Origin of the sequence: Streptomyces sp. NPDC126499, assembly GCF_040302485.1 — a bacterium.
GTDB lineage: Bacteria > Actinomycetota > Actinomycetes > Streptomycetales > Streptomycetaceae > Streptomyces.
The window spans coordinates 175,540-189,017 of the sequence record NZ_JBEOUO010000008.1 but is presented as its reverse complement, the minus strand read 5'-3'; the positions used below and the strand labels follow the sequence as shown (position 1 = coordinate 189,017).

General features: G+C 71.8%; 15 protein-coding genes. 10 read left to right on the top strand and 5 right to left on the bottom strand.

The features are described from left to right. The first annotated feature begins 68 nt into the window (after positions 1–68). Positions 69–1,496 carry an argininosuccinate lyase gene (gene argH / locus ABTZ91_RS14395; RefSeq protein ID WP_352077444.1) on the top strand — a complete coding sequence of 476 codons (1,428 nt, stop codon included), beginning with the start codon at positions 69–71 and terminating at the stop codon, positions 1,494–1,496. Positions 1,497–1,505: 9 nt separating this feature from the next. Here argH and ABTZ91_RS14390 read toward each other — a convergent pair whose 3' ends face one another. Beyond that, on the bottom strand, positions 1,506–2,015 hold the full coding sequence (locus tag ABTZ91_RS14390; protein WP_352077443.1) for an HAD domain-containing protein: 510 nt from the start codon (positions 2,013–2,015) through the stop codon (positions 1,506–1,508). An 85-nt stretch (positions 2,016–2,100) separates the two neighbouring features. Between ABTZ91_RS14390 and ABTZ91_RS14385 the strand changes: the two genes are divergently transcribed. Together ABTZ91_RS14385 and ABTZ91_RS14380 are read left to right on the top strand one after the other, a co-directional pair. Continuing rightward, positions 2,101–2,652, top strand: coding sequence for a helix-turn-helix domain-containing protein (locus tag ABTZ91_RS14385; RefSeq protein ID WP_352077442.1), 552 nt, complete (start codon positions 2,101–2,103; stop codon positions 2,650–2,652). Beyond that, positions 2,649–4,193, top strand: a complete 1,545-nt coding sequence (locus ABTZ91_RS14380; protein WP_407077957.1) for an MFS transporter — start codon at positions 2,649–2,651, stop codon at positions 4,191–4,193. The genes ABTZ91_RS14385 and ABTZ91_RS14380 overlap by 4 nt, the downstream gene beginning before the upstream one ends. A 64-nt stretch (positions 4,194–4,257) precedes the next feature. Here ABTZ91_RS14380 and ABTZ91_RS14375 read toward each other — a convergent pair whose 3' ends face one another. Next, a complete protein-coding gene (locus tag ABTZ91_RS14375; protein ID WP_352077441.1) occupies positions 4,258–4,932 on the bottom strand; it encodes a lysophospholipid acyltransferase family protein in 675 nt (224 codons plus the stop codon). 232 nt (positions 4,933–5,164) lie between these two features. Between ABTZ91_RS14375 and ABTZ91_RS14370 the strand changes: the two genes are divergently transcribed. The 3 genes from ABTZ91_RS14370 to ABTZ91_RS14360 all read left to right on the top strand — a co-directional run bounded on the left by ABTZ91_RS14370 (position 5,165) and on the right by ABTZ91_RS14360 (position 7,650). Next, positions 5,165–6,352 carry a glycerophosphodiester phosphodiesterase gene (locus ABTZ91_RS14370; RefSeq protein ID WP_352077440.1) on the top strand — a complete coding sequence of 396 codons (1,188 nt, stop codon included), beginning with the start codon at positions 5,165–5,167 and terminating at the stop codon, positions 6,350–6,352. A 238-nt stretch (positions 6,353–6,590) separates the two neighbouring features. Further along, positions 6,591–7,130 carry a sigma-70 family RNA polymerase sigma factor gene (locus ABTZ91_RS14365; RefSeq protein WP_352077439.1) on the top strand — a complete coding sequence of 180 codons (540 nt, stop codon included), beginning with the start codon at positions 6,591–6,593 and terminating at the stop codon, positions 7,128–7,130. 37 nt (positions 7,131–7,167) lie between these two features. After that, entirely contained in the window at positions 7,168–7,650 is a 483-nt protein-coding gene (locus ABTZ91_RS14360) for a GNAT family N-acetyltransferase (protein ID WP_352077438.1), read from the top strand. Between the two features lie 48 nt (positions 7,651–7,698). Here the strand turns inward: ABTZ91_RS14360 and ABTZ91_RS14355 are convergent, their stop codons facing one another. After that, a complete protein-coding gene (locus ABTZ91_RS14355; protein ID WP_352077437.1) occupies positions 7,699–8,664 on the bottom strand; it encodes a GlxA family transcriptional regulator in 966 nt (321 codons plus the stop codon). 160 nt (positions 8,665–8,824) lie between these two features. On the opposite strand from ABTZ91_RS14355, the gene ABTZ91_RS14350 reads away from it, so the two are divergent. After that, positions 8,825–9,223: a hypothetical protein gene (locus tag ABTZ91_RS14350; protein ID WP_352077436.1), complete on the top strand. Its 399-nt coding sequence runs from the start codon at positions 8,825–8,827 to the stop codon at positions 9,221–9,223. A gap of 162 nt (positions 9,224–9,385) precedes the next feature. Here the strand turns inward: ABTZ91_RS14350 and ABTZ91_RS14345 are convergent, their stop codons facing one another. Together ABTZ91_RS14345 and ABTZ91_RS14340 are read right to left on the bottom strand one after the other, a co-directional pair. Further along, positions 9,386–9,793: a hypothetical protein gene (locus tag ABTZ91_RS14345; RefSeq protein ID WP_352077435.1), complete on the bottom strand. Its 408-nt coding sequence runs from the start codon at positions 9,791–9,793 to the stop codon at positions 9,386–9,388. Positions 9,794–9,795: 2 nt separating this feature from the next. Then, positions 9,796–10,158, bottom strand: coding sequence for a hypothetical protein (locus ABTZ91_RS14340; RefSeq protein ID WP_345490183.1), 363 nt, complete (start codon positions 10,156–10,158; stop codon positions 9,796–9,798). A 565-nt stretch (positions 10,159–10,723) separates the two neighbouring features. Between ABTZ91_RS14340 and ABTZ91_RS14335 the strand changes: the two genes are divergently transcribed. The 3 genes from ABTZ91_RS14335 (at position 10,724) to ABTZ91_RS14325 (ending at position 13,390) form a co-directional block, all read left to right on the top strand. After that, positions 10,724–11,782, top strand: coding sequence for an ATP-binding cassette domain-containing protein (locus tag ABTZ91_RS14335; protein WP_352077434.1), 1,059 nt, complete (start codon positions 10,724–10,726; stop codon positions 11,780–11,782). Beyond that, a complete protein-coding gene (locus ABTZ91_RS14330) occupies positions 11,779–12,447 on the top strand; it encodes a methionine ABC transporter permease (RefSeq protein ID WP_345490186.1) in 669 nt (222 codons plus the stop codon). Before ABTZ91_RS14335 ends, ABTZ91_RS14330 begins: the two co-directional genes overlap by 4 nt. A gap of 85 nt (positions 12,448–12,532) precedes the next feature. Beyond that, on the top strand, positions 12,533–13,390 hold the full coding sequence (locus ABTZ91_RS14325) for a MetQ/NlpA family ABC transporter substrate-binding protein (RefSeq protein ID WP_352077433.1): 858 nt from the start codon (positions 12,533–12,535) through the stop codon (positions 13,388–13,390). The last annotated feature ends 88 nt before the right edge of the window (positions 13,391–13,478 follow it).

Below are 13,478 nucleotides of genomic sequence, written 5' to 3'. Positions count from 1 at the left end.
ACAGCCGCCTCCTCACCCCCCGTGGTGGGGAGGCGGCCGCACACCCACCGTCTTGAGGAGCAGCAGCAGTGAGCAGCAACAACGGTGACGTCCGGCTCTGGGGCGGCCGGTTCGCCGACGGGCCCGCCGAGGCCCTGGCGAAGCTGTCCGCGTCCGTCCACTTCGACTGGCGTCTCGCGCCGTACGACATCGCCGGTTCCCGTGCCCACGCGCGCGTGCTGCACAAGGCCGGACTCCTCACCGAGGACGAGCTGACCCGCATGCTGGCCGGCCTCGACCAGCTGGAGGCGGACGTCGCCGACGGCTCCTTCACCGGCACCATCGCCGACGAGGACGTCCACACCGCCCTGGAGCGCGGCCTCCTGGAGCGCCTCGGCGCCGAGCTCGGCGGCAAGCTGCGGGCCGGCCGGTCCCGCAACGACCAGGTCGCCACCCTCTTCCGCATGTACCTGCGCGACCACGCCCGGATCATCGGCGGTCTGATCGCCGACCTCCAGGACGCCCTGGTCGGGCTGGCGGAAGCCCACCCGGACGTCGCCATGCCGGGCCGCACCCACCTCCAGCACGCCCAGCCGGTGCTCTTCGCCCACCATGTGCTCGCCCACGCCCAGGCGCTGTCCCGGGACGCCGAGCGGCTGCGCCAGTGGGACACCCGGACCGCCGTCTCCCCGTACGGCTCCGGCGCGCTCGCCGGCTCCTCGCTGGGCCTCGACCCGGAGGCGGTCGCCAAGGACCTCGGCTTCGAGCGCGGCTCGGCGGGCAACTCCATCGACGGCACCGCCTCGCGGGACTTCGTCGCCGAGTTCGCCTTCATCACGGCGATGATCGGCGTGAACGTCTCCCGGATCGCGGAGGAGATCATCATCTGGAACACGAAGGAGTTCTCCTTCGTGACCCTGCACGACGCCTTCTCCACCGGCTCGTCGATCATGCCGCAGAAGAAGAACCCGGACATCGCCGAGCTGGCCCGGGGCAAGTCCGGCCGCCTCATCGGCAACCTGTCCGGTCTGATGGCCACGCTCAAGGCCCTGCCGCTGGCCTACAACCGGGACCTCCAGGAGGACAAGGAGCCGGTCTTCGACTCCATCGACCAGCTGGAGATCCTGCTCCCGGCCTTCACCGGCATGATGGCCACCCTCACGGTCCACCGGGAGCGCATGGAGGAGCTCGCACCGGCCGGCTTCTCCCTCGCCACCGACATCGCCGAGTGGCTGGTCCGGCAGGGCGTGCCGTTCCGGGTGGCGCACGAGGTGGCCGGCGAGTGCGTCAAGGTCGCCGAGGCGGAGGGCAAGGAGCTCGACGAGCTCACCGACGAGCAGTTCGCCAAGATCTCCGAGCACCTCACCCCCGAGGTCCGTACGGTCCTCGACGTGCCCGGCGCCCTCGCCTCCCGCAGCGGCCGGGGCGGCACGGCCCCCTCGGCGGTCGCCACCCAGTTGGTCGAGGTCAAGGCGGACCTGGTGATCCAGCACGCCTGGGCCACCGCCAAGAACTGAGATCCCGCGTCACAGCGCCGCCGCCCAGTCCGCGAGCGCGTCGAAGTCCGGCCGGAGCAGTCCGTGCCGGGGATCGACGTGCAGCAACAGGGCGGCGGCGAGGTGGTTGTGCTCCGCATACTCGTGGTCGTACGACGTGATGTCGTCGTCGACCCAGGCGAACGGCCGCCCCGCCGCGTACTCCAGGACGTACTGAGTCTTCCAGAACGTCCCGCGAGGGGCCTTTCCGTGCATCTGGGGCCAGTCGATGTACGGCAGCTCGGGCAGCCCGAGCCGCGGACCGATCCACTCGTTGGCCTCGCCCTTCCACGTCGTCGCCCAGACCAGCTCGTAGGCGCCCGCGAGTCTCCGCAGCTCGTCCCCGTGGCCGGGGTTCAGCCACACCCGCAGCGGCCTGGCACCCGTCCAGCCCGTCGGGTTCATCCGGTGGGTGGTGTACCCCTCGGGCCGGCGCTCGGCCTGCGCCGCATAGGGGTTCAGTGGCCCGTCCACGTCGATCAGTAGCAGCGGCTTCGTCATGTCCACAGCGTTCCTCCCCCTGCCCTTGTGAGGCATGCGATTTTCGAATGAGACATTGATGTCTCATTCGGTGTATGGTTGTCTCATGTCAGTCGACCGCACCCAGGTGCTCCACGCCGCCGCAGCCCTGCTCTCCCGCAAGGCGACCGCCACCATGGACGAGGTCGCCCGGGCCGCCGGCATCGGCCGCGCCACCCTGCACCGGCAGTTCGCGGGGCGGGACGCGCTCATTCGGGCGCTGGAGCAGATGTGCATCGAGGAGACCGAGGGTGCGCTCGACGCGGCCCGGATCGACGAGGGGCCCGCCGACGAGGCGGTGCGCAGGCTGGTCGGCGCCTCGGAGCCGGTCGCGCCGCTGCTGGCCTTCCTCGTCACCGAGAACCAGCTCTTCGAGGGCGACCAGCAGAACGAGGGCTGGGCCCGGCTCGACGCCCGGATCGCCGGGCTCTTCCGGCGCGGCCAGGAGGAGGGCGTCTTCCGGATCGACCTGACGCCCGCCTGGCTCAGCGAGGCCTTCTACGGGCTGGTCGGTTCGGGTGCCTGGGCGATCGCCGACGGGCGGGTCGCCGCCAAGGACTACCAGTACATGATCGCCGAGCTGCTGCTCGGCGGAGCGCGCAGGAGCGTGGAGCAGTGATCACCGAAACCGTACAGCAGGAGAGCCATACCGAGGGCGTGCGCCGTCCCGGCCGGTGGCTCGCCCTCGCCGTGCTCGTCCTGGCCGTGCTGCTCGTGGCCGTGGACGCCACCGTGCTCGGCCTGGCGACCCCGTTCCTCTCCGAGGACCTCAAGCCGTCCGGCACCCAGCTGCTGTGGATCGGCGACGTCTACTCCTTCGTCATCGCCGGTCTCCTCGTCTCCATGGGCAGCCTCGGCGACCGCATCGGCCGCAAGAAGCTGCTGCTCACCGGAGCCGTGGCCTTCGGCGCGGTCTCGGTGCTCAACGCCTACGCCACCAGCCCCGAGATGATGATCGTGGCCCGCGCCCTGCTCGGTGTCGCCGGCGCGACCCTGATGCCGTCGACGCTCGCCCTGATCCGCAACCTCTTCCACGACCCGCGCGAGCGCAGTCTCGCCATCGGCATCTGGGGTGCCATGGCCTCGGCCGGCGCCGCCGTCGGCCCGGTCGTCGGCGGATTCCTGCTGGAACACTTCTGGTGGGGGTCGGTCTTCCTCATCAACCTGCCGGTGATGGCCGTTCTGGTCCTCATCGGGGTCAAGCTGATCCCCGAGTCGAAGAACCCGAACCCCGGCCCCTGGGACCTGCCCAGCGTCGGCCTGTCCCTCGTCGGCATGATCGGCGTCGTCTACGCGGTCAAGGAGCTGGCCTCCCACGGCCTCACCCTGGACGTGGCCGTCGCCGCGCTCGTCGGCATCGGTGGCCTGACCGGCTTCGTCCGCCGTCAGCTCACCCTGCCGATCCCGCTCCTGGACATGCGGCTGTTCCGCAACCGCGGCTTCTCCGCCGCCGTCCTCGCCGACCTGCTGACCATCCTGGGCCTGTCCGGCCTGGTGTTCTTCCTGTCCCAGTTCTTCCAGCTGGTCCAGGGACGCCAGCCGCTGGAGGCCGGACTCGCCGAACTGCCCGCCGCCGTCGGCGCGGTGACGGCCGGTCTGATCGCGGGACATGTCGCCCGGCGGTTCACCGTGCGGTCCGTCGTCGCGGGCGGCCTGGCCGCGATCGGCCTCGCCCTGGCGGCCCTGACCCTCATCGGGCAGCACACCGGCTACCCCCTGCTCGGCGCGAGCCTGCTCGTCGTCGGCGTGGGCGCGGGCTTCGCCTTCACCGTCACCGCCGACGTGATCCTCTCCAGCGTCCCCAAGGAGCAGGCGGGTTCCGCGTCCGCGGTCTCCGAGACGGCGTACGAACTGGGCGCGGCCCTCGGCATCGCGCTCCTCGGTTCCATCGTGACCGGTGTCTACCGGGGCTTCGCCACCCCGGCCGGCATCCCCGAAGGCACCGCGGCCGCGGCCCACGACTCGCTCGGCGGCGCCGTCGAGGCGTCCGCCGGCCTCGCCCCGGCCCAGGCCGACGCCCTCGTCCTTGCCGCCCAGGAGGCCTTCATCGACGGCCTGCGCATCGCGGCCGGGGTCGGCGCGGCGGTCCTCCTGGCGACGGCGGTCGCGGCCTGGTTCCTGCTGAAGGGCCAGAAGCTCGCCGACGGCGTGGAGCACTGACGCCCGTCGATACGACGGAGGGCGCCCCCCGATCCCGGGGGGCGCCCTCCGTCGTATCGGTGCGTTACGCCGCTTCCTTCGCCTTGGTGGCGTACATGTCGACGTACTCCTGGCCCGAGAGCCGCATGACCTCCGCCATCACCGAGTCCGTCACCGCCCGCAGCACGTACCGGTCGCGGTCCATGCCCTCGTAGCGGGAGAACTCCATCGGCTCGCCGAAGCGGACCGTCACCCGGCCCGGGCGCGGGATGCCCGCGCCGCCCGGCTGGATCTTGTCGGTGCCGATCATCGCGAACGGCACCACCGGGGCGCCCGTCATCAGGGTGAGGCGGGCGATGCCGGTACGGCCGCGGTAGAGGCGGCCGTCGGGGGAGCGGGTGCCCTCGGGGTAGATCGAGAAGATCTTGCCCTCCTCCAGGACCCGACGGCCCGTCATCAGCGCGGCGACACCGCCGCGACCGCCGTCGCGGTCCACCGGGATCATGCCGGTGCTGGTGAAGAACCAGGCCATCAGACGGCCCTTGAGGCCCTTGCCCTTGACGTACTCGTCCTTGCCGATGAAGAACACCTGGCGGTCCAGGCAGATCGGCATGATCATCGAGTCGATGAAGGTCAGGTGGTTGCCCGCGAGGATGACCGGCCCTGTGCCGGGGACGTTCTCGGCGCCCTCGACGCGTGGGCGGAACATGAGGCGCAGGACCGGGCCCAGGACGGCCTTCATGATCGCGAGACGGGACAACGGTTCCTCCGGTGTCGGGTGGGCGGCTCGGCGGAGCCGACGGTGCAGCTGGCGACGATACTCGCGGGTCACGTCCGGTCGCACATCGGGTTCACCGAATGGATACGCCGTGTTGACGTGTGTTTCCGACGTGTTCCGCCCAGGTCTGCCGTCCGTAGGGCATCAGTGCCTAGCGTCGTGGACAGCTTTGACAGGTGCGGGACATCACACCGACCAGACCCAAGGAGTGTTCATGACACAGCCCGAGCGCCGGACCCCGGCCCGACGAGCGGTCCTCGGAGCGGCCGGAGCCGCCGTCCTGGGCGGCTCCACCGCCCTCGCCGGCGGCACCGCGCAGGCCGTCCAGCAGGCCGTCGCCGCCGACACCGAGCCGGGCACCGCCCACCGCACCGGCCGCGGCCACCGCTCCCTGCCGGTCCCCACCGTCATCGCCCACCGGGGCGCCAGCGGCTACCGCCCCGAACACACCATCGGCTCCTACCAGCTCGCCCTCGACCTGGGCGCCCACGTCATCGAACAGGACCTGGTCCCCACCAGGGACGGCCATCTGGTGTGCCGTCACGAGAACGACATCACCGGCACCACCGATGTCGCCGACCACCCCGAGTTCGCCTCCCGGAAGACCACCAAGACCGTCGACGGCACCACCCTCACCGGCTGGTTCACCGAGGACTTCACCCTCGCCGAGCTCAAGACCCTGCGGGCCAAGGAGCGCATCCCCGCCACCCGCCAGGAGAACACCCTCTACGACCGCCGCTGGACGATCCCCACCTTCGAGGAGGTGCTCCGCTGGGCCGAGCAGGAGGGCCGCCGCCGCGGCCGCGAGGTGTGGCTGCACGTCGAGACCAAGCACCCCACCTACTTCCGCTCCCTGGGCCTCGGCCTCGAGGAGCGGCTCGCCCGGCTCCTTCGCCGCTACGGGCGCCACCGCGCCGACTCGCCGACCTTCCTCCAGTCCTTCGAGCCGACCAGCATGCAGCGCATGTCCAAGCTCGTCGCCACCCCGCGCGTCGTCCTGCTGTGGACCGCCGACGACCGGCCCTGGGACTTCCGCGAGGCCGGCGACCCGCGCACCGTCGCCGACCTGATCACCCCCGAGGGCCTCGCCTGGATCGCCTCCTACGCCCAGGGCATCGGCCCGCTGCTCGACCTCGTCATCCCCAAGGACAAGGACGGCAGGCTCGGCAGCCCCACCACCCTGGTCCGCGACGCCCACGCGAAGGGCCTGATCCTCCACCCGTACACCCATCGCAACGAGAACACCTTCCTGCCGGCCGACCACCGCCGGGGCACCGACCCGGCCGCGTACGGGGACTCCTTCGGCGCCCTCCAGCGGTACTTCGCCACCGGGATCGACGGCATCTTCTCCGACAACCCGGACACGGCCCTGCTGGCGGCGGCGGACTTCTCGGCACGCTGAGGCGGCTGGATCCTGGATATTGGATCCGAGCGGGTCCGTGCGGAGCCGAGTGGATCCGTGCGGGTCCGAGCGGGTCCGAGCGGAGCCGAGTGGATCCTGGATATTGGATCCGAGATCCCATGCCCGGGATCGGATTCGGATTGTGGATATCGGATCCGATATCCACCCGTGTACGCCGACCGGGTGGTTCCCGGCCGGGCCCGCAACCGGGTCCGGCCCGCCCCGCATCGTGGCGGGCATGACCTCCCCCACGCACCGCGCCTCCCGCGAGACGCTGCTCGCCACCCTCACGCCCCTGCTCGCCGCCGAGTCCCGGGCCGAGGCCCCGAGCGCCGGCGTCGAGGCCGGGGACCTCGAACAGGCCGTCTGGCTGCGCCTCCTGGAACGGCTCCAGGAGGACGGCGCCCCGGAACACCCCGCCGACTGGCTGCGCCGGGCCGTACGCGCCGAGGCCCGTCGCGCCCGGCGGGCCTCGGCCCGCGAACGCCCGTACCGGGGCGAGCCGGCGCACGAGACACAACGCTCGCCCGAACACTCCGCCCTCGTCGCCGAACGCCGCCGCACCCTGCGGGCCGCGGTCCGGCGCACCCCCGGCCACTGCCCCCGGCTGCTCACCGCGATGCTGCACCCCGGCGACCCCACCTACCGGGAAATCGCAGGAGCGTTGGGTATCTCACAGGGCAGTCTGGGGCCGATGCGTTCCCGTTGCCTGGGATGCCTGCGCAGAATGCTCGCAGCGGAGGTTCCCGCCCCGGTCGCACGGGGAAGGGTGCCGTAGACCGACGGCGGACCAGGTGAGCGGGAGGCATGCGCACATGGGCATGAGCGTGACCATCTCAGCGGCAGACGCGCAGGACGCGGAGCACATCCTCAAGCTGCAGTACCTCTGCTACCAGCGCGAGGCCGAGATCTACCAGGACTGGTCCATCGAGCCGCTCACCCAGTCGCTCGACGCCCTGCGCGCCGAACTCGTCGAGGGCCGGGGCTTCGTCGCCCGCCTCGGCGACGAGATCGTCGCCTCCGTACGCGGCCGGCTCGACGAGGACGGCACCGTACGGATCTCCAAGCTCATCGTCCACCCCCGCCTCCAGCGCCACGGCCTCGGCGGCCGGCTGCTCGACGCCATCGAGAGCCACTTCGCCGGCGAGCCCGCCCCCGCCGCCAAGCGCTTCCAGCTCTTCACCGGCCACCGTAGCGAGGGCAACCTGCGGCTCTACCGCAGCAAGGGATACGAGCAGGTCGCCACCCGCCAGATCGGCCCCCGCCTCACCCTCGTCACCCTGGAGAAGGCCGCCTAGCCGAGCCCGCTCCGGCCCGTCCCGTCCGCTCCTGCGCGGCCCGTCTCCTCAGACGGGCCGCATCGCCGCCCGGTAGCGGGACGGGGCGATCCCGAACCGCTCGGTGAACGCCTGTCGCAGCGCCTCCGCGCTGCCGAACCCGCAGCGCGCCGCGACCCCCGCCATCGGCAGCGTCGTCGAGGCGAGCAGCTGCGCCGCCGCCTCGGTGCGGGCCTGCCGCACATAGCGGCCCGGCGACCGGCCCAGCTGCTCCGTGAAGAGCCGGGTCAGATGACGGGGCGTCACCCCCGCCCGGGCGGCGAGCGCCGGTGTGCTCAGATCGCCGTCAGGATGGGCCGCGATGTGCTCGACGAGCCCCCGGACCACGTCGTCACGGGCCGGCGGCGTCGAGGTGAACAGGCTCATCTGCGCCTGGTTGCCCGGCCGTTGCAGATAGACCACGAGGTCCCGGGCGACCTGGCGGGCCAGTTCCGGGCCGTGGTCCTCCTCGACGAAGGCGAGGGTGAGGTCGAGGGCGCTGGTGACCCCCGCCGCCGTGTAGACGTGTCCGTCGCGGACGTAGATGGGGGCGGGGTCCACGGTCACCTCCGGGTGCCGCTCGGCGAGCTGACGCGCGAACCGCCAGTGCGTGGTCGCCCGCCGGCCGTCCAGCAGCCCGGCGGCCGCCAGCACCCCCGCGCCCGTGCACACCGACGCCACCCTCCGGCTCTCCCGCGCGAGCCGCCGCACGTGCCCGACGAGCCGGGTGTCCGCGGCCGCCCGCTCGAAGCCCGTACCGCCCGAGACGATCAGCGTGTCGAGGGGGCCGGTCAGCTGTTCGAGGGACTGCTCGCCGCCGAGGACGAGGCCCGAGCCGCAGACCATCGGGCCGCCGCCCGGACCCGCGAGGAGCACCCGGTACGGGACCTCGGGCGCCCCGATCCCGTTGGCCATGGCCAGCGTCGTGGTCACGCACGCGATGTCCAACAGTTCGGCCGCCTCGTAGCCGACCACCACCATGAGCCGCTCCGCCATGCGCCCGACCCTATGCCGGAAGGACGGGTACCCCAAGGGAACGGACACCGGGCCGCACACCGCTTCCCGGCGGCCCGGGACGTCCGGGACAGTGGTCCTCACGCGCGCGTGGCCGCAGGCGCCGCGCCCGCCCGCTGGTCCGTCCGCCCCGGAGGCACCCATGCACACGCTCGCGCACCGCTGGCCCACCCTGGTCGCCCTGGCCCTGGCGGCCCTCACGTTCCTCGACGGCGGGCCGTCACCCGCGTTCCTCGCGGCGGTCCTCGCCGCGATGCCGCTGTTCTACCTGTTCTTCGGCGCGCTGCGCGGCGAACTGCGGCCCCCGCGCGTCCTCGCCGTACAGCTCGCCGCTCTCGTCGGCTTCGCCGCCGTCGCGCTGCTCGCCGTGGCCGTGGACGGCACGCTCGCCCTGCTCGTCCTCGCGGCCGGCTGGCTGGGCCACGCCGTGTGGGACGCCGTGCACTTCGTGAAGGCGCGGGTCGCGCCCCGGCAGTGGTCGGAGTGGTGCGGCGTCTTCGACGCCTGCGGCGCGCTCGCCCTCGTCCTCGCCGCGCTCTAGCGGACGGCTCCGGCCGGGACCGGCCGCGTCCGGCAGCGACTCAGGCCGGGACCGGCCGCGTCGGGCAGCGGCTCAGGCCGACCGGCCGCGTCCGGCAGCGGCTCAGACCGACCGGCCGCGTCCGGCAGCGGCTCAGGCCGACCGGCCGGCGTCGGCAGCGGCTCAGGCCCTGCGGGAGCGGCGCAGCCACCAGATGCCGGTCAGCGGCAGCAGCACCGGGATGAAGATGTAGCCGTAGCCGTAGTCCGACCAGACCGTCGCGTCCGGGAACGCCGACGGCTCGACCAGCGTCCAGGTCCCCACGGTCAGCACACCGGCGAGCTCGGCGGCGCAGCACACGAGCGCCGCCTTCCGGGCCGTCTCCCCGCCCCGTACCAGCGTGTAGGTGATGAAGGCGTAGACGACGGCCGCCACCGCCGACAGGGCGTACGCGAGCGGCGCCCGGTCGAACTCGGTGGCGATCTGGTAGACCGAGCGGGAGACCGCCCCCACCGACATCACGCCGTACAGCCACACCAGCAGCATGCCCGGCCCCTTGACCAGACGGCCGGCACCCTCGGTCGCGGTCATGGTCAGCCCACCGTCCAGATGTCGTGGAGACGCACTTCGAGCACGGCGAGGACCACCGCACCGGCCGCCACCGTCGCCGAGCCCCACTTGCTGCGCTCGGTCAGCGACAGCAGACCGGCCGCGGGCACCGCGCACAGCGAGCCCAGCAGATAGGCGACGAAGATCGTCGCGCCCTCCTCGGCCTTCTCGCCGCGCGCCAGCTGCACGATGCCGACCACCAGCTGCACCAGGGCGAGGAAGGTCACCACGGCCATGCCGATGAAGTGCCAGTCCTTGGTGGGCTGGTCCCGGGTGAAGGCGAAGCCGCACCAGGCGGCGAGGGCGAGCGCGGCCACCGAGACCGCGACCGTCAGGGCGTCAAGCATGCGCCCGAGGGTATTACGGGCCGAATGGCCCGATGCGCGCGGCCCCCGGACGCCGGAGCCCGGACACCGTGGCCTTGGCCACAACCGCGCGTGCGAACGGCCCCGGCGCGCCCCCCGTGGGGACCGATGCCGTGCCAGGCCGGCCACGGGGAAGCGGGGCCGGCCCGCCCCGCCCGGCCCGACCGGACTGTCCGCATGGCGTCTCACTCCTGTCCGCTATACGGACACTCCGCTTTCGTTCGCACATGTGCATGCTTTACTTGCAGCCATGACCACGACGAGCAGCCGCACCCTTGCGACCGAGGCGATCACGCCGCCCGGTGCTCGTTGTATGTGTCGAATGTGCGCCATCTGAGGGCCCCCGCCAGAGACCCGCGCCCCGAAGCGAGTCCCCGACGGCCGAGCCGGTCCGCACCCCCGGGTCCCGGACCGAGCCCCGCCCCGCGCACGCGCTGCCTCCCGGCCACCAGCCGCGACAGCGACCGCCTGCGCCTGACTGTCCGAACGACGAATGCCCCGTGCACGGCGGACCCCGCGCCGCGCACTCGACAGTGACGGAAAACCTGTGATCACCACTTCGGGCCTGACCAAGGTCTACGAGTCGCGAGGCCGCCAGGTCACCGCTCTGGACGGCGTCGACCTCCATGTCCGCGAGGGCGAGGTCTTCGGCGTGATCGGCCAGAGCGGCGCCGGAAAGTCCTCGCTCATCCGCTGCGTCAACCTCCTGGAGCGCCCCACCTCCGGCACCGTGACCGTCGACGGCGTCGACCTCACCGCCCTCGCCGGCAAGAGCCGCCGCGCCGGCAAGGACCTGCGCCGCGCCCGCAGCAGCATCGGCATGGTCTTCCAGCACTTCAACCTGCTGTCCTCGCGCACCGTCAAGGACAACATCGAGCTGCCCCTGGAGATCCTCGGCGTCTCCGGCGCCGAACGCGGCCGCCGCGCCCTGGAACTCCTCGACCTCGTCGGCCTCGCCGACAAGGCCAAGGCCTACCCCGGCCAGCTCTCCGGCGGCCAGAAGCAGCGCGTCGGCATCGCCCGCGCCCTCGCCGGCAAGCCCAAGGTCCTCCTCTCCGACGAGGCCACCAGCGCCCTCGACCCGGAGACCACCCGCTCCATCCTCCAGCTGCTGCGCGACCTCAACCAGCAGCTCGGCCTCACCGTCCTGCTCATCACGCACGAGATGGACGTCGTCAAGACCATCTGCGACTCCGCCGCCCTCATGCGGAAGGGCCGCATCGTCGAGGCAGGCACCGTCGGCGAACTGCTCGCCACCCCCGGCTCCCAGCTGGCCGCCGAGCTCTTCCCCGTCAGCGGCGCCGCCACCGGCCCCGACCGGACCGTCGTGGACGTCACCTTCCACGGCGAGACCGCCACCCAGCCGGTGATCTCCCAGCTCTCCCGTACGTACAACATCGACATCTCGATCCTCGGCGCCGCCATGGACACCGTCGGCGACCGCCAGATCGGCCGCATGCGGATCGAACTCCCCGGCCGCTACGAGGACAACGTCGTCCCGGTCGGCTTCCTGCGCGAGCAGGGCCTCCAGATCGAGATCGTCGAACCCGAGGACCGCCCGGCGCCCGCCGAGGCCCCGGTCCTGGCGAAGGAAGGTGCCAAGTGACCTGGTCCGAGATGCAGCCGCTGCTCGAGCAGGGCACCGTCGACACCCTCTACATGGTCCTGTGGGCCACCGTCGTCACCGTCATCGGCGGCCTCCCGCTCGGCATCCTCCTCGTCCTCACCGACAAGGGCGGACTGCTGCAGAACCTGCCGGTGAACAAGGTCGTCGGCGCGATCGTGAACGTGGGCCGCTCGCTGCCCTTCATCATCCTGCTGATCGCGCTGATCCCCTTCACCACCCTCGTCGTCGGCACCTTCATCGGTCCGACCGCGATGATCGTGCCGCTCGCCATCGGCGCCATCCCCTTCTTCGCACGGCTCGTCGAGACCGCGATCCGCGAGGTCGACCACGGGCTCGTCGAGGCCGTCCAGGCCATGGGCGGCGGCATCCCCACCATCGTCCGCAAGGTCCTGCTCCCGCAGGCCCTGCCCTCCCTCGTCTCCGCCGTCACCACCACCGTGATCGTGCTCATCGGCTACTCCGCGATGGCCGGCGCGGTCGGCGGCGAAGGACTCGGCTCCAAGGCCGTCACCTACGGATACCAGCGCTTCGACACCACCTTCATGCTGGTCACCGTCGTCGTCCTGGTCGTGATCGTCACCGTCGTCCAGCTCATCGGCGACGGGATCGTCCGCCTCCTCGCCCGCCGCGGCCGCACCGCGTAACGGCACCCCCCGACTTCGTACCCCGAAGAAGAGCCCGGACTTGTTGTCCAGGCGACCACCGCTCCACCGGAAAGAGGCACTCTTCGTGCGCAAGAACATCAAGCTCACCGCCGGCATCGCCGCCACCGCCGCCCTCGCCCTCGGCCTCACCGCCTGCGGCACCTCCTCCGACCCGTCCTCCACCAAGGACGGCGCCGGCTCCGCCGACAAGCCCCTCGTCGTCGCCGCGTCCCCGACGCCGCACGCCGACATCCTGGACTTCGTCAAGAAGAACCTCGCCGAGAAGGAGGGCCTGAAGCTGGAGGTGCGCGAGTTCACGGACTACGTCCTGCCGAACACCGCCACCGAGACCGGCCAGGTCGACGCCAACTTCTTCCAGCACAAGCCGTACCTCGACGACTTCAACAAGAAGAACGGCACCCACATCGTCCCGGTGGCGAACGTCCACCTGGAGCCGCTCGGCCTCTACTCCAAGAGCCTGAAGTCGGTGAAGGACATCAAGGCCGGCCAGACCGTCGCCGTCCCCAACGACACCACCAACGAGGGCCGCGCCCTCCACCTGCTCGCCGACAACGGGCTCATCACCCTCAAGGCGGGCGTCGGCACCGACGCCAAGCTCTCCGACATCACCGACAAGAAGGGCCTGGAGTTCAAGGAGCTGGAGGCCGCCACCGTGCCCCGCGCCCTGAACGACGTCGACGCCGCCGTCATCAACGGCAACTACGCCATCGAGGCCAAGCTCCAGCCCGCCAAGGACGCCCTGGTCCTGGAGAAGGCGGAGGGCAACCCCTACGCCAACTTCCTCGCGGTCAAGGAGGGCAACGAGAAGGACGCCCGCGTCCAGAAGCTCGTCAAGCTCCTCAACTCGCCCGAGGTGAAGAAGTACATCGAGGACACCTACAAGGGCTCGGTCGTCCCGGCCTTCGGCACCCCCGCGAAGTAGTCCCGGCGGTACCGCCCCCGCACCGAAGGCCCCGCGCGCCCCGTCCGGCACGCGGGGCCTTCGGCTCACCCGCGCATGCGCGGCGGCA

Excerpts from the sequence above, each read along its gene's own strand:
- ABTZ91_RS14390 (WP_352077443.1), bottom strand. The coding sequence starts at position 2,015 with ATGACGAAGCCGCTGCTACTGATCGACGTGGACGGGCCACTGAACCCC.
- ABTZ91_RS14385 (WP_352077442.1), top strand. The coding sequence starts at position 2,101 with ATGTCAGTCGACCGCACCCAGGTGCTCCACGCCGCCGCAGCCCTGCTC.
- ABTZ91_RS14370 (WP_352077440.1), top strand. The coding sequence starts at position 5,165 with ATGACACAGCCCGAGCGCCGGACCCCGGCCCGACGAGCGGTCCTCGGA.
- ABTZ91_RS14365 (WP_352077439.1), top strand. The coding sequence starts at position 6,591 with ATGACCTCCCCCACGCACCGCGCCTCCCGCGAGACGCTGCTCGCCACC.
- ABTZ91_RS14360 (WP_352077438.1), top strand. The coding sequence starts at position 7,168 with ATGGGCATGAGCGTGACCATCTCAGCGGCAGACGCGCAGGACGCGGAG.
- ABTZ91_RS14355 (WP_352077437.1), bottom strand. The coding sequence starts at position 8,664 with ATGGCGGAGCGGCTCATGGTGGTGGTCGGCTACGAGGCGGCCGAACTG.
- ABTZ91_RS14350 (WP_352077436.1), top strand. The coding sequence starts at position 8,825 with ATGCACACGCTCGCGCACCGCTGGCCCACCCTGGTCGCCCTGGCCCTG.
- ABTZ91_RS14345 (WP_352077435.1), bottom strand. The coding sequence starts at position 9,793 with ATGACCGCGACCGAGGGTGCCGGCCGTCTGGTCAAGGGGCCGGGCATG.
- ABTZ91_RS14340 (WP_345490183.1), bottom strand. The coding sequence starts at position 10,158 with ATGCTTGACGCCCTGACGGTCGCGGTCTCGGTGGCCGCGCTCGCCCTC.